Below are 18298 nucleotides of genomic sequence, written 5' to 3' on the forward strand. Positions count from 1 at the left end.
AATGAATTCGGGGTATTCGTTATCTGTGCCTGTACATTTAGTGCAGACACTGTTTTCTTTCCACCAGACAAAAGAATGAGGGAAACGAGGCATGAAGAGACAGAAACGAGATCGCCTGGAACGGGCTCATCAACGTGGTTATCAGGCCGGCATCGCTGGACGTTCTAAAGAAATGTGTCCTTATCAGACGATAAATCAAAGGTCACAATGGCTTGGAGGCTGGCGAGAAGCCATCGGCGACAGGGCACTCATTGCCTGATAACGTCTCTTTAAAGAAAGAAACCTCCGCACTGCGGAGGTTTCGCCTTTCAGGGAGGGCTTAACGCAAAATCAGAATGCGGAAGTGTCCTGGAACAGGCCAACTTTCAGGTCGTTCGCGGTATAGATCAGACGACCATCTACCAGCACTTCGCCATCCGCCAGGCCCATAATCAGGCGACGGTTAACAATGCGCTTGAAGTGAATACGATAAGTCACTTTCTTCGCTGTAGGCAGAACCTGGCCGGTGAATTTCACTTCGCCCACGCCCAGTGCGCGGCCTTTGCCTTCACCACCCAGCCAGCCCAGATAGAAGCCAACCAGCTGCCACATGGCATCCAGGCCCAGGCAGCCAGGCATTACCGGATCGCCAATGAAGTGGCAACCGAAGAACCACAGGTCCGGGTTGATATCGAGTTCTGCTTCTACGTAACCCTTATCGAAGTTGCCGCCGGTTTCGGTCATTTTCACGACACGGTCCATCATCAGCATGTTCGGGGCCGGTAACTGTGGGCCTTTCGCGCCAAACAGTTCACCGCGACCAGAGGCAAGAAGATCTTCTTTTGTATAGGATTCGCGTTTATCTACCATGTTCTCAGTAAGCCTTATTTTAGTGAAGGACGCAGGATAGCTAACACGTGTACGCTGAACAAGTCCGATCAGTTTGAATTAAACCAGCCCAGCCAGCGTAACGGCCATGGATAACGGTGGCGAGCATCTTGCTGTGTCGCCTGAGCAATTCGCTCCTGGATGGTCTGCATCAGGGTCGTCTGCCCCTCGCCATCCCATACCAGGTTTGTCAGTAAGGGTAGTGCATCCTCAATCCCTTCGATGGCCCAGATGGCGAATTGTTCCTGCTCAACCGCGTCCAGAATAGCCTGGCTAAGGCTTAAATGGCGTACATTGGGTGCTGGAATAATCACACCCTGTTTGCCGTTTAAACCACGCTGCTGACAGATAGAGAAGAAGCCTTCAATTTTTTCGTTCAGACCGCCAACAGGCTGAGCACGACCGAACTGATCGACCGAACCGGTGATCGCGAGGTTCTGGTTGATCGGCACGTCTGCCAGGGCGCTGATCAAGGCGCAGAGCTCCGCCATAGAGGCGCTATCGCCATCCACTTCGCTATAGGATTGTTCAAACGTCAGCGAGGCGGAGAAGGGGATTTGCTGCTCAAGCTGCAGCTCAGACATCAAAAATGCCTGCATGATCATCATGCCTTTGGCGTGAATGTTGCCACCCAGCTCGGCTTTGCGTTCAATATCGGTGAACTCGCCATCGCCAACATGCACAACACAACTGATGCGTGAGGGTTCCCCGAACGCGCGCGGGTGGCCAGGGAATTCAATCACGGACAGGGCGTTAATCTGGCCGACGCGTTCACCTTCGGTCTCGACCAGAATTTGTTCCAGCAGAATTTCATCCTGCATACGGTCAGCAAGATAGCCTTCGCGCCACTCACGCTGCGCCAGCATCTGCGTGAGCTGTTCGCCAGTAAACGCACCTCTACCGCTGATCACACCCACTTCACGCAGCTGCTTGCCTATCCAGAGTGGACTGAGCGGCAGGGTTTCCTGGTCACCGGTATAACGAACCGCTTCGCGGATCAAACCCGGCCACGCGTCAGCGGCAGGCATTGGCAATGCAAAGCGTTCCGCAACGGCCAGCACCCACTGACACCACTGCGCCATGTCATCAGCATCGGCTACCTGGATGTTGTCTTCGTATTCGCTGTAAACCGCCAGCTCAGCCAGTTCCGGCTCCATTTCCTGGAAGTCAGCCAGCGATTCACGATCGCCCGTCAGCACGACGGTCAGCGACAGCGGCATTGACGGCACGGAGACCGGCAGAGGGCGAGACTCATCGTAACCGACCCAGTCAAAGCGTTGCTGGGTCACAATCGTTTTCAGGCGCATCCACAGCAGCGGCTGCGAGAGCAGGGTGCGCAGAGAGATGATCAGCACGCCGCCGTTTGCGCGATGTACCAGACCCGGTTGCAGTGAAAGCTCACCGTTGAACTGACGCAGACAGCCAAAGAGTTGTTCAGCCTCGACCCAGTTAGCGGTAATGACTTCACCTTTCGCTGCAAAACGGTCATCGGCCTGGTCCGCCGGTTCGAAGGCGATCTTATCTCCCGCGATACGATACTGGCCGCCAAAGACCGCGTTCGCTTCCGGGCGCAACTGGCGCATAGCGTCCCCGAGAAGCGTCAGATATTCCGCCTCTTCGGGGGCTTTCAGCAGCATGAAGGGCGATGTCGCCCATGGGCTTAACGCCTGCTCCAGCGCATAATGCAAACGGGGTTGCGTATCGCTAAGGATGAATGGATGTTCTGTTGCGAGTTCGGGCTGTGAAAACAGGTCCTGATAGCTCTCGGTATCCGGAACAAGGTCACGCCATGCAAGTTTCGTAATCGTCAAAGTTGATGTTTTTTAGTCAGATGTAAAAGCGTGGAGTATACCGTAAGCGGGGGGATCTACCCAAGCAGGATTGGGTATTTCGACAGCGGGAATGGCTGCATTGACTCACAGGATATGATTTCTTTTCAGCAGATTGCCAAAAAACTGATATTCTGAACAGAGTTACGTGGTAACACTGAGATCGCAATGAAATATCAACAACTGGAAAATCTCGAAAGCGGCTGGAAATGGAAGTACCTGGTCAAAAAGCACCGTGAAGGGGAGCTGATCACCTGCTACATCGAAGCCAGCGCTGCACAAGAAGCCGTGGATATTTTGCTGACCCTCGAGAATGAACCGGTACAGGTTAACGGCTGGATTGAGAAACACATCAATCCCGCGTTGTTAAACCGGATGAAGCAAACGATCCGCGCGCGACGCAAACGGCATTTTAATGCTGAGCATCAGCACACGCGTAAAAAATCAATCGATCTGGAGTTCGTGGTCTGGCAGCGTCTGGCTGGGCTGGCGCAACGGCGTGGTAAAACGCTGTCGGAAACCATCGTGCAGTTGATTGAGGATGCCGAACATAAAGAGAAGTATGCTAACCAAATGTCGTCGCTAAAAAACGACCTTCAGGCGTTGCTGGGCAAAAAGTAGATTTGTGTTTTTCTTCAGACAATAAAAAACCCCGCATTGCGGGGTTTTTTTATAAGACGATAACTTATGCCGCTGGCTGAGTTACAACGTCTTTAACGCCTTTAACTTCGATCTCTACGCGACGATCTGGAGCCAAGCAGTCGATCAGTGCAGCGCGAGCTTTCACGTTGTCACAGGTGTTGCCAGTAACTGGGTTAGATTCGCCCATACCACGTGGGGAGATCTTGTTAGCTGGGATACCTTTAGAGATCAGGTAATCAACAACAGACTGAGCACGTTTCTCAGACAGTTTCTGGTTGTAAGCGTCAGAACCGATACGGTCGGTGAAGCCCAGAACCACTACGGAACCGTCTTTAGGATCCAGGTTGCTCAGCTGGGTGTACAGTTGATCCAGTGCCTGCTGTCCTTCTGGTTTCAGAGTCGCTTTGTTGAAGTTGAACAGAACGTCAGACTTCAGAGTGAAGTGCTTGGTCTGTACTTCTGGAGCTGGAGCCGGCGCTGGAGCAACAACTGGTGCTGCATCTTCCTGCTGGCCGAAACGGTAGGAAACACCTACGCTCAGCATGCCGTTGTCTGGACGAACGCCAACGGTAGCACCGTCGCCGATGTTGTTAACCCACTGGTATTCCAGACGGGTAGCGATGTCACGGGTCATAGCCCACTCAACGCCACCAGCGAATACTGGGGAAACACCGGTGTCATGGTCGTCGCCAGCGATGCTGTTGCTGGAGTCAGCGCGCCATACCATACCACCCAGACGGGTGTACACGTCCAGATCGTCAGTTACTGGGTAACCCAGTTTAGCGGTCAGCTGTACGCCTTGAGCTTTAAAAGCGCCATTAACGTTGTCGCCTTTGTATGGCATACGACCTAACCAGTCGTAACCCATTTCAAAACCAACATACGGGTTAACCTGATAGCCACCGAACGCACCTGCACCAAGCTGGCTCTCGTGAGTAGGGCCATCATTGTTCAGGCTGCTGTTGTACCAGCCGGTGTCGTGGAACTGAGACCAGCCCAGTTTACCACCTGCATACCAGGTATTATCTTTCGGAGCGGCCTGCGCTACGGTAGCGAAGCCAGCCAGTGCCACTGCAATCGCGATAGCTGTCTTTTTCATTTTTTGCGCCTCGTTATCATCCAAAATTCGCCATGAATGTCTCAAGTAGAGAATCACGGTTAAATCCTTCACCGGGGGGCGTGGTCAAATATAAATCTACCGATATCTTCGGCTTAGGCCGAGCACCCCTGGCGATGTAAAGTCTACAACGTAGCTGAAAACTTACAAGTGTGAAGTCTGTCAGGCATATGAAAAAAAAAGTTCCGTATACCTATTATTTAACATTTTTAGAACGAATTTTGTGCAGTAAAATTAAGGAGAACCGCTCCAGACGCGCCTTGCCGCAATTTTGACGCCGGGAACTAAATCCGTATCTTGCGGTCAAAAAAAATTCCAGGAAAAATCTTAATTTCGCTCAATGATACAAATTTGAGTGAATTTTTAGCCCAGAAAGTTGTCCTCTGCGATAAGAATCTGGACGAACCGGGCGCATGATGAACCCGATCGCATTCCCTTCTTCAGCCGCTTCAGTCAGACGAAAATGTTCCTCTTCCGTCAGTTCTTCGGGTAACCAGCCGATCACCACGCTGTAATTTCCAGTGCGCAACGCGCGAACCATAGACTCAACGGTATCGCAGGGAGAGAGTTGGTTAATCTGCATCACCTTAGCCAGCGGCAGGCCTGCGGACTGAACCCATTCACGGCTCAATTTTTGCTGTGGCGTCAGCCAGAGCTGCCAGCGCGATTGCTGACCAAGCTGCTGTAATAAAGGCAGTAGCAGGAGTTGGGTCAACAGAGGCTGGTCTTCACGATAAACCACTTCACTAATAAGCCCCGTCGAAACACCCCCAACGGTGTTGTGCGCGACAGTGCCCGCGGTAGAGGAGAGAGAAGTTGAGCGATTTGCATAGCCTGAAGTGTACATATTCATTCCAGCCCTGTAGTTACTGTATGGATATACAGTAACCCCTGTATGCATAAAGATCAACCTCATTTTCGGAAAGCGACTCGCAAAATTCGTTCAATGTTGATGCCCCTCGAAAAATCATCTTGCTCAACGGCGCTAAGTTGCCTATTTTCCTGCTAACGGATCCGCTAGTAAGAAATTTCGCTGTTACCTTATGATTTAGAAGGGAAATATCATGAAAAAGATATCTTATGAACGGATTTATCAATCCCAGGAATACCTCTCACCGCTAGGAGAAATTCATCATCGCGCACTGTTCGGTGGCTATACCCTGGCGATAGATAACGCGGTTTTTGCCATGGTGTCAGATGGCGAGCTGTACCTTCGCGCCTGTGAAGAAAGCGCGAAATACTGTGTAAAAAATGCCGCCTCTTTTTTGACGCTGATGAAACGAGGCCGCCCGGTACTTCTCAACTATTACCGTGTCGATGATGGACTGTGGCAAGACAGGGAACGGCTGCTTCAGCTCTCCTCTTTCGCGCTCAATGCGGCGAGGAAAGAGCGCTGTCAGCGCCATCAACGAAACCGGCTTAAAGATCTGCCAAACCTGACCTTTCAGCTTGAGGTATTACTTTTTGAAGCTGGCATTACTAACGAAGAGACGCTGCGGGCACTGGGTGCCAGGGAGTGCTGGTTAAAGATGCGGGCTAAAAATAGGGCACTCGGTATTAAAGTGCTCTTCGCCCTTGAGGGGGCTATTGAGGGTTTGCATGAGGCGGCACTCCCGGCAGGCACTCGCCGGGAGTTGACGGAGTGGTTTAATGCGCTGCCTGAGCCACAGAAGAATCACTCCTCCAGGTAGCGATTTGCTGTTGTAACCGGCAAATTTCTGGCAGCAGAGCGATAAGCAGGCCAATCTGCTGTAGCACCAGCGGCGCTTTGCTGTCGTTTCCTGGCTCAAGACGCGCGATACGTTGAGTCAGTTCATCCAGCGACTGTCTCACTTTCGGTTCATCGGCTGGCCGGTGATGCAGTGCATCATCGACGTAGCAGACCGCGTCATCCAGCAGGTTGAGTATGCCCGGGTTGACCAGTTTCTCGCGGTGTGCACCCAGGGTGGAAATATAGCTGGTGAAGGTATGGTTGAGGCAGAGCAACCGGAAAGCCGTCTCACGCATCTCGGCCGTGGCACGAGGCTCCGTTGACATGTTAGAGACAACCGAAGCCAGTTCAGCATCACTGTTGTGCGCATCGCGGCGGGCTATCCGATAAGCCAGACGGTTATCGCGTCCCTGGTGGTACTGCTCAAGGATGGCATCCAGGTATCGGCAGTTGGCGTTCAATGCCCTGTCTAACACCCGCGGTAAATTACGGAAACGCCAGTCCGGCCAGATAAAGCTCACCGCTGCCCAGGCAATCGCACAGCCGATCAGGGTATCGAGCACGCGAGGCAGGGCGACCTCGAACCCTTCACCCAGCAGGTTAAAGCAGAGCAGCACCAGCAGCGTGATGAACATGGTGGCATGAGCGTACTGCACGTTGCGAAACGCGAAAAACAACACGCCGGTAATCACAATCAGCACCAGCTGCCCTTCAACAGAAGGCACGAAGTACAGCACGGGAAGTCCAATCGCGACACCGACCAGCGTACCGATAATACGCAGCGCAAGGCGGTGCCGGGTGGCGTTATAGTTTGGCTGGCAGACAAACAGGCTGGTCAGCAGGATCCAGTAGCCATGCTGCAAACCGGTTATCTGGATAAAGGCATAACCGACGCATAGCACCAGAGACATTCTCACCGCGTGGCGAAAGAGCGCCGACTCCGGCGTAAAGTTGCGGCTCAGCCGTAGCCACATATCGCTAAAGCTATGCACGCTGTCATCAGCCAGCTGATTTTCCACATCATTACCCGGTTGCGCCATCGCCTGTTCGGATTCGATGGTCGCCAGCTGAGCATCTATAGCCCGCAGGTTGTTGAGCAGAAAACCCAGCGCTTTGATATGTTCCGGTGATGTTCCGCTGGCCTGAACGCGATCGAGCGCCGCATCAAGATGGCTAAACACGCGTTCGAAACGGGGGTCATGCTGATAGGGCGTGCGCAGCAGAATGGATCGCGAGAGCTGCTGGCAGGCCAGGGACTGCATGGACAGCAGGCGCTGGAAGCGGAACATCACGTCGCTGTAGCGAAACTTTTCACGCAGGGCGGCATACTGAACATGCGAGGAACTGGCGCGTTCATGAATGTCCTGGGCGGCAAAATAGTAGTGTAAGGTTCTTCGCGTTCCACGCTGACCGCGATCGCCGCGCAGACGGGTAAGCAGTGAGGCTTTCGTCTGGTTAAGGGTGGTGACCAGCTGACCGTTTGCCAGCGCCAGATCGTAAAGCGGCGCCTGGCTTTCTTCTTCAATATCCGGGTCAAACAGCCGGGATTTCAGTTCCAGATAATGGGCCAACTGCTCAAAGCTACGGGCAAGGTTATCCTGGAGCGGGCGAACCGGGAAGATAAGATGGCCGGTTAACGTCAGCAGGTTATACCAGATGGCGCCCAGCAACAGCAGTAGAGGTTGCTGGTACCACTGGTCGTAAAGTGATACGCCCAGCATGGTATAGATGGCGATCAGTAAGGCGCCGAAGGCGATGGTGGCGTAGCGCTGCCCCAGTCCACCCAGCAAAATAAACCCGCTGGTCGAAAGCGTCAGGCCCAGCGCAAACAGCCACGGCCAGGGGAAGAGCAACTCAACGGACGCTGACGCAATAAAAAAGCAGACGAGCGTAATCACCAGATTACGCAAACGACCGGCCAGGCGATCGTCCAGATCCGCAAGCGCCCCGGCCACCACCCCCAGCGTGAGCGGGATGGTGAGTTTGACGTCATTCAACCACCACGGCAGGGCTACCGTGCCGCAAAGCGCGATAAAAATCCTGACGTTGTAAAGCCAGGAACTGTTCCAGGTATAACGGCGAAGCAGTGGGCTTAGCATAAACGCGGCCAGTCCTTATTTACTGAAAACGACGGCGTGCGTTCGCTTCACGCGCCGCCTGGGCCACTTCAACCGGAACAACTCTGCGCCCGACGGGCCAAAGGGCGATGGCGGCGATCTTAAAGTTCGCGAGCCCTACCGGAATCCCAATAATTGAGATGCACTGTGCAATACCGGCAAAAATATGCATGATGCATAGCCACCAGCCAAAGAAAATCAGCCACAGAATGTTCAGCAGGGTTCCCCCCGTGTTCATCAGGGCGTTCTTACTTTCCGGATTCAGTTCGTCAACGTGGATGGCTTCGTTACCGTAGGGGATCAACGAGAGTTTGGTGATTTCCCAGCAGGAGCGGGTCAGGGGGAGTGTGAAAATCAGGACGATGCTCACCAGTGTGGCAATAAGCCAGGAAAGGGTGGTGGCAAAACCGCCCAGCACAAAATTCAACACATTCAGAACGGTACGCATAAACCCTCACTTCCTTTCGATAAAATTAACGCCCAATGATTGTAACGTTTTTTTAGGCTGGAGCACCTTAAAACTGGCAGTTAAACTGTCAGGTAAATTATCTCTTCGTGGATTTGGCGGGACATGGAACTGAAAGCAACTTCATTAGGCAAACGCCTGGCGCAACACCCCTATGACAGCGTTGTTTTGCTCAACGCCGGGGTGAAAGTCTCCGGAGAACGCCACGAATACCTTATTCCGTTTAATCAGCTTCTGGCCATCCACTGTAAGCGTGGGCTGGTATGGGGTGAGCTGGAGTTTGTTCTGCCAGACGATAAAGTCGTGCGTCTTCACGGCACCGAGTGGGCGGAAACCCAGCGTTTTCATCACCACCTGAACGCCCGCTGGCAGCAGTGGAGTCACGACATGAGCGTGATTGCCGCCCAGGTTCTGCACCAGGTGCTGGACGAGATCGCCCAGAGCAACGCGCAACAAACGTGGTTGACCCGCCAGCAGACTGCCGGGCTGCAGCAAAAGATTCGCCAGGCTCTCTCGGCCCTGCCGATTGCCGTAACGCGTCTTGATGAGTTCGACAACTGTCGCGACGCCTGGCGTCAGTGTCAGGCCTGGCTGAACGATAGGGATAAGAGTCGGCTGGCGCATAACCAGGCCTGGACAGATGCCATGCTGACCCAGTACGCCGACTTTTTCAGTACGGTGGAATCTTCGCCGCTCAACCCTGCGCAGGCTCGCGCGGTAGTCAATGGCGAGCAGTCGCTGCTGGTGCTCGCAGGGGCAGGAAGCGGCAAAACGTCGGTACTGGTGGCGCGTGCAGGCTGGCTTCTGACGACCGGCGAAGCGGTTGCCGATCAGATTCTGCTGCTGGCTTTTGGCCGTAAGGCTGCCGAGGAGATGGACGAACGCATTCAGCAACGTCTGCATACCCGGGATATTACTGCCAGAACCTTCCATGCCCTTGCGCTGCATATCATTCAGCAGGGCAGTAAAAAAGTCCCTTCCGTCAGTAAACTGGAAAACGACACGCAGGCGCGCCAGGCGCTGTTTATCAAAACGTGGCGTCAGCAGTGCAGTGAGAAAAAGGCGCAGGCGAAAGGGTGGCGTCAGTGGCTGGAAGAGGAGCTCAACTGGGCAGTGCCGGAAGGCAGTTTCTGGCAGGATGATAAACTGGCGCGTCGGCTGGGATCGCGTCTTGACCGTTGGGTCAGCCTGATGCGGATGCACGGTGGCTCACAGGCTGAAATGATTGAAGGTGCGCCAGAGGGGATCCGCGATCTATTTTCGAAGCGGGTCAAACTGATGGCACCGCTCTTAAAAGCCTGGAAAGCCGCGTTGAAGGCGGAAAATGCCGTCGATTTTTCCGGTTTGATCCATCAGGCGATCGTCATTCTTGAGAAAGGACGTTTTGTCAGTCCGTGGAAACATATTCTGGTGGATGAGTTTCAGGATATCTCACCCCAGCGCGCAGCACTGCTCTGTGCGCTACGGGCGCAAAATAAACATACCTCGCTGTTTGCGGTGGGGGATGACTGGCAGGCCATCTATCGCTTCAGCGGCGCACAGCTTTCACTCACGACCGCGTTCCACCACTATTTTGGTGAAGGTGATCGCAGCGATCTGGACACCACGTATCGCTTCAACTCCCGGATTGGTGAAATCGCCAACCGTTTTATCCAGCAAAACCCGCATCAGCTGACCAAGCCGCTTAACAGCCTGCGGCCTGGGGATAAAAAAGCCGTCACCCTGCTGGCGGATGACCAGCTGGAACCGCTGCTGGACAAGCTCAGCGGCTATGCGAAGCCCGATGAGCGTATCCTGGTGCTGGCGCGTTATCATCACCTTAAACCTGCAGCGCTGGAAAAAGCAGCTACCCGCTGGCCGAAACTGCAGCTTGAATTTATGACTATTCACGCCAGCAAAGGGCAGCAGGCCGATTATGTGATTGTGATGGGGCTGAAAGAGGGCAGCGACGGTTTCCCGGCTCCGACCCGTGAATCGGTGATGGAACAGGCCCTACTGCCGGTGCCGGAAGATTTCCCGGATGCCGAAGAGCGACGTTTGCTTTATGTGGCAATGACGCGCGCACGTCACCGCGTCTGGCTGCTGTTCAATAAAGCGGAGCCATCCGTGTTTGTCGATATTCTGAAGAGTATTGATGTGCCGGTAGCGAGAAAGCCGTAGCGACGACGGGCAAGGATGGGTAGGCCGGGTAAGGCGAAGCCGCCACCCGGCAAAAAAGCTACTTCAGTCTCTCAGAAAGATAACGCTGATAGTCCGGAATCAGGATATCAACCGGCGAATTGAACTGCGGTGATTCGATGATGAAATCCGCCGTCGAGAGGTTTGTCGCCACCGGAATATTCCACACCGTCGCCAGACGCAGCAGGGCTTTAACATCGGGATCGTGCGGAACCGCGTTCAGCGGATCCCAGAAGAAGATCAGCACGTCAATCTTCCCTTCGGAAATCTGCGCGCCGACCTGCTGATCGCCGCCCATCGGGCCGCTCAGCATCGCATTGACCTCCAGACCCGTTTCGCGCTGGATCAGGTTTCCGGTGGTGCCGGTCGCTGAAAGGGCATGCTTTTCCAGCAAAGACTGATGGCGGCGCACCCAGTTAAGCAGCATTTGTTTACAGTGATCGTGCGCCACCAGTGCAATGTGTTTGCGTTCAGGCAGCGTGCGTGTTGTCAGTTCCATAATCATATCCATCAGGTTAACTGACTACACGATGACGGGAAGCGCCTGACGCTGCAAGCCTCAGGCGAAAAAAATGTGGCTTAGGATGAAGGTTGTTGCTTTGCCCACTGTAAAAATCGGGCCCGCGTGTCGGGATCGGCCTGCTGGAACCAGAATTTCAGGCGCTGTTCCGTCAGCGTCTGGGACTGAGGCGGGATAACATCCAGTTCTGATACGCCGGAAAGCAGCGTACTGTCGTCGGCCATCAGGGTGGCAAACTGCGGAAGGGAGGCGCGTTTACCGGCTTTGTTATAAACCTGCGTAGCCGCCTCGTAATCCGGGCCTTTGGGGGACGTGGTTAATGCCAGAATATCCAGCTTCACCGGGATTGGCATCGCATCACCGTCCAGCAGTTCAATGCGCGGCGAGGCGTCAAAGGCCGCCGATTCCTTTTCTGTTTCAAGGCGAGGCAGGGTAATGTTCACCTGACTGATTTGCCGGGTATTAAAGCTGATAATCAGCGGCGGCGAGATGTACAGTCGTTGCTCATGGTTAGCCAGGCCGATCGATTTTTCTACTCGAAAGACCAGTTGATGGGGGCCGTTATCTAATTCGATGCTGTCAGCACCGCGTAATAATGAGCTGGACACTTTTTTTCCGTCCAGTACCAGAAGATCAATGTCGCCAGAGAGCCGAAGCGTGGTAGCAAATACGCAAACCGGCATCACTAACGCAATCAGAGCCGTGGCAATACCGGTTTTCATAGGAGGCTCCCGTCAGACATACTGTCGCCGCATTAATGTATCTAAATTTTTCGATAATCACGTTTACTAACATATAGACATATTTTGCCGTTTTGCCCTCATGCATCTGTATGGGATGGATGGTTGAGATGTGCGCTTTGGCGTACACTTTTAAAAAAGCCAGGAGAAAAACCATGAAAGAGAATGATGTTGCTGAGATTTTGACATCCACGCGGACCATTGCGCTGGTGGGCGCGAGTGATAAACCCGATCGTCCCAGCTATCGGGTGATGAAATACCTTCTCGATCAGGGTTATCACGTCATCCCGGTCTCGCCAAAAGTGGCGGGGAAAACGTTGCTGGGCCAGCAAGGGTATGCCACGCTCGCTGACGTACCCGAAAAAATTGATATGGTCGATGTCTTCCGTAATTCCGAGGCCGCATGGGGCGTAGCGCAGGATGCTATTGCCGTCGGGGCGAAAACCCTGTGGATGCAGTTGGGTGTGATTAACGAGCAGGCGGCCGTGCTGGCGCGTGAAGCGGGTCTGAAAGTGGTCATGGACCGATGCCCGGCGATTGAGATCCCCCGTCTGGGGCTGGCGAAATAATAAAAAAAGCCCGTTATCGGGCTTTTTTTGCACGCTTAGTTCCGCAGGCGCGGAGCCTGTAGCTGTTTACGGATGGTCTGAGCAAGTTCATCCATCGTAGGTTGCTCCGGATGCTCTTCCTGCAACTCACTACTCAGCTGCGCTTCGGCAAGGTAGGTATGAACGGGTTGTCCGTCGTCACCTTCCATCACCACATGGTACCAGGGTGCAGCGCGAAGCTCGGCGTTAACCGCCAGCTCGTCTGCTGACGGTTCATCAAGGGAATACTCCGGGTCGATATCGACGACCACACCCAAATACCCTAGCAAAGTGTGGCGGACCTGCTGGCCGATACCGAATTTGCTGGCAATCATAGTCACCTCCCGGGAAATACGACTTACACGTTATGTGTGGTCAATATTTCTCTTTTCAAGTTACATGACGCGACAGGCAAACCCTTTCAGATACAGCCCTTCCGGGTAGGTAGCAATCACGGGATGATCGGCTGCCTGACGGAACTGCTCTATAAATTGTACATCACGACCAGCATCTATTGCGGCATCGGCGATGATTTTCTGAAATAAATCTGTGGTCATCAGACCGGAGCAGGAGAACGTCAGCAGAACGCCACCCGGGTTCAGCAGCTGGATGGCCAGCATGTTGATATCTTTGTACCCGCGGCAGGCGCCCATCAGCTGGCTTTTATTCTCCACAAACTTAGGGGGATCCATCACGATAACGTCGAACTTCTCGCCCTGATCGCGATATTTACGCAGCAGCTTGAAAACGTCGTCGCGTACAAACTCCGCTTTGCTCAAATCCAGCTTGTTTAGCTCGACGTTTTGTTTTGCCACGTCAAGCGCTTCCTGTGACGTATCCACGCTGACGACCTGCGCACAGCCACCCATCAGCGCCGAAACGGCAAAACCGCCGGTATAGGAGAAGCAGTTAAGTACGCGCTTGTCGGCGACGTACTGGCGTGTCGCCAGACGGCTGTCGCGCTGGTCAAGGTAATAGCCCGTTTTGTGACCGCCCTGAATATCCACCAGCAGCTTCATGCCATGTTCTTCAATGGGCAGCAGGGCTGGCGGCAGTTCGCCCGTTACTGGCCCCTGAGTCAGCTCCATGCCCTCTTTTTTGCGCACTGCCACATCGCTGCGGTCGTAAATGGCACACTGCGGGAACAGCGTTTGCAGCGCGCTAATCAGCGCGGCACGCTGGTATTCCGCTCCGGCGCTCAGGAGTTGCAGCACCAGGAAGTTGCCGAAGCGATCGATGGTCACACCCGGCAGGCCGTCGGACTCACCGGCGATCAGACGATAGCTGTCCAGACCGTCACGCTTTGCCAGCCATTCACGCCACTGCTGCGCCTGCTGCAGGCGGCGAACGAAGAAGTCGATATCAATGGTTTCATCTTTGTCGAAGGTCCAGACGCGAGCGCGGATCTGGGACGCAGGCGAGTATGCGCCTCGCGCTAACCATTTCCCCTGATGGTCAACGATATCAATGGTTTCACCGAGGCTGGCTTTGCCTTCCATGCGGGCAACTGCGCCAGAAAAAACCCAGGGATGACGGCGCAGTAAGGATTTCTCGCGCCCTTTGGCTAACACTAAACGTACACTCATAATTTGCTGTTCTGTCGATTTCAGGGAAATGGCGCGTAGATTATCACATTCAGCAAGTCGCAATCATCTGTGGATGCCTTTGAGCGTTTCGGCACAAAATCAAATCGCTTAAGCACATTACGGTATGGCCGCGTGCCTTACATTGGGGCTTCCCGTTCAGCAAAGGACCCCCCTATGAAAAAGCGCAGTGTAATAGCAACAACCGTTCTGGCGGCGATAAGTTTTCAGGTTTTAGCGGCAACGCCTTTCAGTATCACCAGTCAGGATATCTCCGGGGAGCACCGTTTAGCGCAACAGCAGGTGTTCAACGGTTTTGGCTGCCACGGTGATAATCAGTCTCCGCAGCTTGCATGGAAACATCCTCCAGCCGGTACGAAAAGTTTTGCCATCACGGTATATGACCCCGATGCCCCCACCGGCAGTGGCTGGTGGCACTGGACAGTCGCCAATATTCCTGCGAAAACAATGGCACTGCCTGCGGGCGCGGGTAACCCAAAGAGTGAGAAATTACCCGCTGGCGCGGTGCAGGGGCGTAATGACTTCGGTTATTCTGGATTTGGCGGCGCATGTCCACCTGAGGGAGACAAACCGCACCGTTACCAGATTACCGTCTGGGCGCTGAACGTGGACACACTGCCCCTTGATAACAATGCCAGCGGCGCGCTGGTCGGTTATATGATAAACAGTCACGTTCTCGGAAAAACGCAGTTAACCGCAACGTACAGCAGATAAGGATGACCCGGTGCAGGAGTTTTACCTTCAACATAAACAGCTGACGGCGGGCGAAGTCAGTGCCAGCAAAATGCATCGCCTGCACCAGGTTAAACTTTTTTTCCGGCCATTTGTCACATTACTCACGGCAGTAAGGTCATTGTTCAGGATGATAATCGCCTGGTGGCAACGAGGGATGCGCTGATTATTATCCCGGCCAACACGTCAATGGAGATTATTAATCAGCCTGCGAACGGCATGTTTCGATCGGACTTGCTGATGTTGTCGCCAGAAATCCTGGCCGAGTTTAAAGCGCATTACCTGAAATCCTGGCCGGGCACGACGTTACATTCCCTTTGTGTCCCGTTGAGCGAGGGGCTGACGTTTATGTGGGATAACCTGCTGCACGCCGTGCGTCAGGATTTACCGGAGGCGTTACAAAAACATCAGGCTTTCGGTCTTTTGCTGGCATTGCTGCATGAAGGCGTGGCAGGTCCGCTGCTTATTGAGCGAAGCAGTAACCTGACTGAGCAGGTGCGACAGTTCATCATGCTATCGCCGGCCAGATCCTGGACTGCGCAGGATATCGCAAGCCGTCTGGCCTTAAGCGTGCCGACGCTGCGCAGAAAGTTGCGTGAAGAGTCGCAGAGTTTTCGCCAGATCGTGGAAGAGGTGAGAATGGCCGTTGCGCTGTCACAGCTGCAATCGACCCGATTACCCATTGGCGAAATCGCATTACAATGTGGGTATCTTTCCAGTTCTCGTTTCACCGCCCGCTTTCGGCAACACTACGGCTGTTTGCCGAAAACGCTACGTTAAGGAGAAGAAAAATGTCAAAAGTTTGCACTATTGCCTGGGTTCACGGCATCGTTCAGGGCGTCGGGTTCCGCTACAGCACCCAGCGTGAGGCTCTTCAGCTCGGGATCACGGGCTATGCGCGAAACATGGATGACGGCAGCGTTGAGGTGGTCGCCTGTGGAGACGCGAAGCAGGTAGAAAAACTGATGGTGTGGCTGAAAGCGGGTGGCCCGCGCAGCGCGCGGGTTGACAGGGTGCTAACGGAACCGCATCAACCCGGCCGGGAATACGAGAACTTCAGTATTCGTTATTAAATGCACTTCACCGGCTTTGGCAGGCCAGCAACTTTGGTGGCCTGTTTTGCCGGGCCTTTCGGAAACAGACGATACAGATAGCGGCTGTTGCCTTTCTCTTCGCCAAACTTATTGGCCATCGCTTTCACCAGCATGCGGATCGCCGGAGAGGTATTAAATTCGAGATAAAATTCGCGCACAAAACGCACGACTTCCCAGTGTTCGGGGGAGAGGGTGATACCTTCGTTTTCGGCGATTTTTTCCGCCAGTGGCTCGCTCCACAGCGTGGTATCTTTCAGATAGCCTTCGCTATCGGTCTCAATTTCCTGGCCTGCAAAAATGAACATAGTGCTCTGTCGATAAAGTAAAAACCGCCCCTAGTCTAGCAAAGAAGGGGCGGCATGAGAAACTTCGGTCTATAGAAGAAGCTGTAGCAGATTGTTGGCATTCAGCTTTTTTAACGCGTTGCATTTGTACGTCGAGACCTGTTTTTCGCTCATCTGCGTCATTGTCGCAACATGTCTTACCGATTGCCCGTTAACCAGCCTGTCGAGAACATTGAACTCCATGCCCGTCAGGCAACAATTCAGGCTGCGGACCCGACGGGGCTCTTTTGCAAGCAGATACGCTGCATCCGCGACGGCAATTCTGTCATCAATAATATATGAGGTCAGCGTGGCAAAACGCTTTCGCAGATGCGTGGCCAGCGCCCAGCCTTTTTCATTGCACACCAGATAAAGCGTTCCTTCCCAGCGGCTGGCCTCTAGCTGAAGCAGAATCTCAACCAGCGCCTGATGCGTCCCGGCGACGGAAAAGCGGCAGCGCACAACGAGGGTGTCGCAGGCCAATAACGAATGGCGCCACGTTACCGCGCCGCTTTCAACCAGCATTTGAGCGTTACGGCGCAGAAGGGCGTAGCGTAAACCTTCGGCATAAAAGCGATTATTATCAAGAATAACGTAATTCACGGCGGCCTCCTTATAACGTACTGGGTGTGTAGATAATGCGTAGCGTGCCGGTGTAATCCCCGGCATTTTTGCTGCTGGCAGTAAATGAAGGGGTTTTCAGGATAATAGGAGCTGGCACGCACAGTACGCTCTCGCGTCCGCCGGGAAGGACGACCTGACGCAGATACTGCGGATCGTTAGTCCCTTGCCAGACCACGGTTTTACCGTTAGCGACGATGTCTGTTGCGCCTGTGATGGGATGGGTGACAAAGACCTGATAGTCGAGACGGTCTCGCGCATCGGTCTGGCTTCCTCCGCGTCGCCTGATTGAAAACGCACCTTCAGTACGGCCCGCTGAGGCGAGTCCGTCGTCCTCAAACCGAAGGTAGGTGCGGGTGCTGGTGCTGTTTTTACCATCGTACAGGCACATATCCAGCGTATTTTCTCCCTGGATCTCACTGCCACCCGGCCGCCCCGGGAAGTTAGTCAGGTTGAGGTTAACGATGGGCGTGGAGTGCGGAAATGCCGGCAGATAAATCTGCTGATTACCCGGATCGACCACCTCAATGCGAATGTTTGCCTGCCACCTGGCGATAGTGAGATAGCCAGGACAGCCGACATTCACGTCATTCCAGTTTCCTCCGCAGTCGGCGCTATCCCATTGACGCAGGTTCTGCTTCAGCGTTGCTGTCCAGATCCCCGGTAGGGCGAGCTTATCCAGTTCGCTTTTCACAATATAGAAATCAAAATACGGTTCTCTGTTCCAGTCAGCGATTGTGTCCGATCCCCTTGCTACGTAGCTGGCATAGGTAAACACTTTGTTTCGGATAAATATGTAATGATCGCCATTTACCTTGATATCCACCGTCTTGCTGGAGAGGGCATGCGTAAAACGTAAATTGATGGCATAGGGTGCGGCCGAGTTACTCGTCCACCAGACCGGAGAGGTCACGCAGGCCCCGTACGCGGTATCAGTCCGGGACTCACAGGTCAGGGTGTTACGCCCCCATTTTTGCGGGTCGGCGGTGTCAAAGCCGCCCGATTCATGCAACCAGATATCGAAACGCGCAGGCGGTGCCGTGCGATCGAAGCTGATACCAACGCTGGTGTTTCGTCCCGCAGGGGCGCCCGCCAGCGTCTGGCCTGTCCACAGGCTTAACAACAGTAAAATAAAGAGGTACTTCATCAC

The 18298-nt window shown here is 53.9% G+C and carries 20 protein-coding genes and 1 pseudogene; 8 read left to right on the forward strand and 13 right to left on the reverse strand.

All coding sequences use genetic code 11. The features are described 5' to 3' along the window. The first annotated feature begins 91 nt into the window (after positions 1-91). Positions 92-259 (forward strand): ribosome modulation factor, encoded by a 168-nt coding sequence (gene rmf / locus L383_RS0123685; RefSeq protein ID WP_013097261.1) that lies wholly within the window; start codon positions 92-94, stop codon positions 257-259. Between the two features lie 71 nt (positions 260-330). On the opposite strand, the gene fabA is transcribed toward rmf, so the two are convergent. Together fabA and L383_RS20185 are read right to left on the reverse strand one after the other, a co-directional pair. Further along, a complete protein-coding gene (gene fabA / locus L383_RS20190; protein WP_000227926.1) occupies positions 331-849 on the reverse strand; it encodes a bifunctional 3-hydroxydecanoyl-ACP dehydratase/trans-2-decenoyl-ACP isomerase in 519 nt (172 codons plus the stop codon). A gap of 68 nt (positions 850-917) precedes the next feature. Further along, positions 918-2678, reverse strand: coding sequence for an AAA family ATPase (locus L383_RS20185; protein WP_023332610.1), 1761 nt, complete (start codon positions 2676-2678; stop codon positions 918-920). Between the two features lie 186 nt (positions 2679-2864). Here L383_RS20185 and matP point away from each other — a divergent pair, with 186 nt between their 5' ends. Further along, entirely contained in the window at positions 2865-3317 is a 453-nt protein-coding gene (matP, locus tag L383_RS20180) for a macrodomain Ter protein MatP (protein ID WP_023332611.1), read from the forward strand. Positions 3318-3381: 64 nt separating this feature from the next. Here the strand turns inward: matP and ompA are convergent, their stop codons facing one another. Beyond that, on the reverse strand, positions 3382-4437 hold the full coding sequence (ompA, locus tag L383_RS20175) for a porin OmpA (protein ID WP_014883252.1): 1056 nt from the start codon (positions 4435-4437) through the stop codon (positions 3382-3384). A 355-nt stretch (positions 4438-4792) separates the two neighbouring features. Then, positions 4793-5302: an SOS-induced cell division inhibitor SulA gene (gene sulA / locus L383_RS20170; protein WP_014883253.1), complete on the reverse strand. Its 510-nt coding sequence runs from the start codon at positions 5300-5302 to the stop codon at positions 4793-4795. A gap of 217 nt (positions 5303-5519) precedes the next feature. Here sulA and L383_RS20165 point away from each other — a divergent pair, with 217 nt between their 5' ends. Then, the gene (locus L383_RS20165) at positions 5520-6146 is read left to right on the forward strand and encodes a TfoX/Sxy family DNA transformation protein (protein WP_023332613.1); all 627 of its coding nucleotides are present in this window, start codon (positions 5520-5522) and stop codon (positions 6144-6146) included. Here the strand turns inward: L383_RS20165 and yccS are convergent. Further along, positions 6103-8265 (reverse strand): YccS family putative transporter, encoded by a 2163-nt coding sequence (gene yccS / locus L383_RS20160; RefSeq protein ID WP_023332614.1) that lies wholly within the window; start codon positions 8263-8265, stop codon positions 6103-6105. The genes L383_RS20165 and yccS overlap by 44 nt on opposite strands. Before the next feature lie 19 nt (positions 8266-8284). Beyond that, on the reverse strand, positions 8285-8731 hold the full coding sequence (locus L383_RS20155; protein ID WP_023332615.1) for a YccF domain-containing protein: 447 nt from the start codon (positions 8729-8731) through the stop codon (positions 8285-8287). Between the two features lie 123 nt (positions 8732-8854). On the opposite strand from L383_RS20155, the gene helD reads away from it, so the two are divergent. Further along, positions 8855-10909, forward strand: a complete 2055-nt coding sequence (helD, locus tag L383_RS20150; RefSeq protein WP_023332616.1) for a DNA helicase IV — start codon at positions 8855-8857, stop codon at positions 10907-10909. A gap of 58 nt (positions 10910-10967) precedes the next feature. Here helD and mgsA read toward each other — a convergent pair whose 3' ends face one another. Together mgsA and L383_RS20140 are read right to left on the reverse strand one after the other, a co-directional pair. Further along, positions 10968-11426: a methylglyoxal synthase gene (mgsA, locus tag L383_RS20145; protein ID WP_008499922.1), complete on the reverse strand. Its 459-nt coding sequence runs from the start codon at positions 11424-11426 to the stop codon at positions 10968-10970. An 80-nt stretch (positions 11427-11506) separates the two neighbouring features. Beyond that, the gene (locus L383_RS20140; protein WP_023332617.1) at positions 11507-12169 is read right to left on the reverse strand and encodes a curli synthesis inhibitor; all 663 of its coding nucleotides are present in this window, start codon (positions 12167-12169) and stop codon (positions 11507-11509) included. 173 nt (positions 12170-12342) lie between these two features. Here L383_RS20140 and L383_RS20135 point away from each other — a divergent pair, with 173 nt between their 5' ends. After that, positions 12343-12756 carry a CoA-binding protein gene (locus tag L383_RS20135; RefSeq protein WP_014883259.1) on the forward strand — a complete coding sequence of 138 codons (414 nt, stop codon included), beginning with the start codon at positions 12343-12345 and terminating at the stop codon, positions 12754-12756. A gap of 35 nt (positions 12757-12791) precedes the next feature. Here L383_RS20135 and hspQ read toward each other — a convergent pair whose 3' ends face one another. After that, entirely contained in the window at positions 12792-13109 is a 318-nt protein-coding gene (gene hspQ / locus L383_RS20130; RefSeq protein ID WP_008499919.1) for a heat shock protein HspQ, read from the reverse strand. Between the two features lie 60 nt (positions 13110-13169). Continuing rightward, a complete protein-coding gene (rlmI, locus tag L383_RS20125) occupies positions 13170-14360 on the reverse strand; it encodes a 23S rRNA (cytosine(1962)-C(5))-methyltransferase RlmI (protein WP_014883260.1) in 1191 nt (396 codons plus the stop codon). A 174-nt stretch (positions 14361-14534) separates the two neighbouring features. Here rlmI and L383_RS20120 point away from each other — a divergent pair, with 174 nt between their 5' ends. The 3 genes and pseudogenes from L383_RS20120 (at position 14535) to yccX (ending at position 16183) form a co-directional block, all read left to right on the forward strand. Further along, positions 14535-15092, forward strand: coding sequence for a kinase inhibitor (locus L383_RS20120; RefSeq protein WP_023332618.1), 558 nt, complete (start codon positions 14535-14537; stop codon positions 15090-15092). Between the two features lie 70 nt (positions 15093-15162). Beyond that, positions 15163-15890, forward strand: a pseudogene (locus L383_RS20115) (helix-turn-helix transcriptional regulator). 11 nt (positions 15891-15901) lie between these two features. Beyond that, entirely contained in the window at positions 15902-16183 is a 282-nt protein-coding gene (gene yccX, locus L383_RS20110) for an acylphosphatase (protein WP_023332620.1), read from the forward strand. Here yccX and tusE read toward each other — a convergent pair. The 3 genes from tusE to L383_RS20095 form a co-directional block, all read right to left on the reverse strand. Continuing rightward, positions 16180-16509 (reverse strand): sulfurtransferase TusE, encoded by a 330-nt coding sequence (gene tusE, locus L383_RS20105; RefSeq protein WP_023332621.1) that lies wholly within the window; start codon positions 16507-16509, stop codon positions 16180-16182. The genes yccX and tusE overlap by 4 nt on opposite strands. A gap of 69 nt (positions 16510-16578) precedes the next feature. Continuing rightward, positions 16579-17130 (reverse strand): LuxR C-terminal-related transcriptional regulator, encoded by a 552-nt coding sequence (locus L383_RS20100; protein ID WP_023332622.1) that lies wholly within the window; start codon positions 17128-17130, stop codon positions 16579-16581. A 10-nt stretch (positions 17131-17140) separates the two neighbouring features. Next, a complete protein-coding gene (locus tag L383_RS20095) occupies positions 17141-18298 on the reverse strand; it encodes a CfaE/CblD family pilus tip adhesin (protein WP_032628830.1) in 1158 nt (385 codons plus the stop codon).

The sequence above is a fragment of the Enterobacter sp. MGH 37 genome (assembly GCF_000534515.1).
In the GTDB taxonomy this organism is placed as follows: Bacteria; Pseudomonadota; Gammaproteobacteria; order Enterobacterales; family Enterobacteriaceae; genus Enterobacter; species Enterobacter kobei.

Excerpts from the sequence above, each read along its gene's own strand:
- rmf (WP_013097261.1), top strand. The coding sequence starts at position 92 with ATGAAGAGACAGAAACGAGATCGCCTGGAACGGGCTCATCAACGTGGT.
- fabA (WP_000227926.1), bottom strand. The coding sequence starts at position 849 with ATGGTAGATAAACGCGAATCCTATACAAAAGAAGATCTTCTTGCCTCT.
- matP (WP_023332611.1), top strand. The coding sequence starts at position 2,865 with ATGAAATATCAACAACTGGAAAATCTCGAAAGCGGCTGGAAATGGAAG.
- ompA (WP_014883252.1), bottom strand. The coding sequence starts at position 4,437 with ATGAAAAAGACAGCTATCGCGATTGCAGTGGCACTGGCTGGCTTCGCT.
- sulA (WP_014883253.1), bottom strand. The coding sequence starts at position 5,302 with ATGTACACTTCAGGCTATGCAAATCGCTCAACTTCTCTCTCCTCTACC.
- L383_RS20165 (WP_023332613.1), top strand. The coding sequence starts at position 5,520 with ATGAAAAAGATATCTTATGAACGGATTTATCAATCCCAGGAATACCTC.
- yccS (WP_023332614.1), bottom strand. The coding sequence starts at position 8,265 with ATGCTAAGCCCACTGCTTCGCCGTTATACCTGGAACAGTTCCTGGCTT.
- L383_RS20155 (WP_023332615.1), bottom strand. The coding sequence starts at position 8,731 with ATGCGTACCGTTCTGAATGTGTTGAATTTTGTGCTGGGCGGTTTTGCC.
- helD (WP_023332616.1), top strand. The coding sequence starts at position 8,855 with ATGGAACTGAAAGCAACTTCATTAGGCAAACGCCTGGCGCAACACCCC.
- mgsA (WP_008499922.1), bottom strand. The coding sequence starts at position 11,426 with ATGGAACTGACAACACGCACGCTGCCTGAACGCAAACACATTGCACTG.
- L383_RS20140 (WP_023332617.1), bottom strand. The coding sequence starts at position 12,169 with ATGAAAACCGGTATTGCCACGGCTCTGATTGCGTTAGTGATGCCGGTT.
- L383_RS20135 (WP_014883259.1), top strand. The coding sequence starts at position 12,343 with ATGAAAGAGAATGATGTTGCTGAGATTTTGACATCCACGCGGACCATT.
- hspQ (WP_008499919.1), bottom strand. The coding sequence starts at position 13,109 with ATGATTGCCAGCAAATTCGGTATCGGCCAGCAGGTCCGCCACACTTTG.
- rlmI (WP_014883260.1), bottom strand. The coding sequence starts at position 14,360 with ATGAGTGTACGTTTAGTGTTAGCCAAAGGGCGCGAGAAATCCTTACTG.
- L383_RS20120 (WP_023332618.1), top strand. The coding sequence starts at position 14,535 with ATGAAAAAGCGCAGTGTAATAGCAACAACCGTTCTGGCGGCGATAAGT.
- yccX (WP_023332620.1), top strand. The coding sequence starts at position 15,902 with ATGTCAAAAGTTTGCACTATTGCCTGGGTTCACGGCATCGTTCAGGGC.
- tusE (WP_023332621.1), bottom strand. The coding sequence starts at position 16,509 with ATGTTCATTTTTGCAGGCCAGGAAATTGAGACCGATAGCGAAGGCTAT.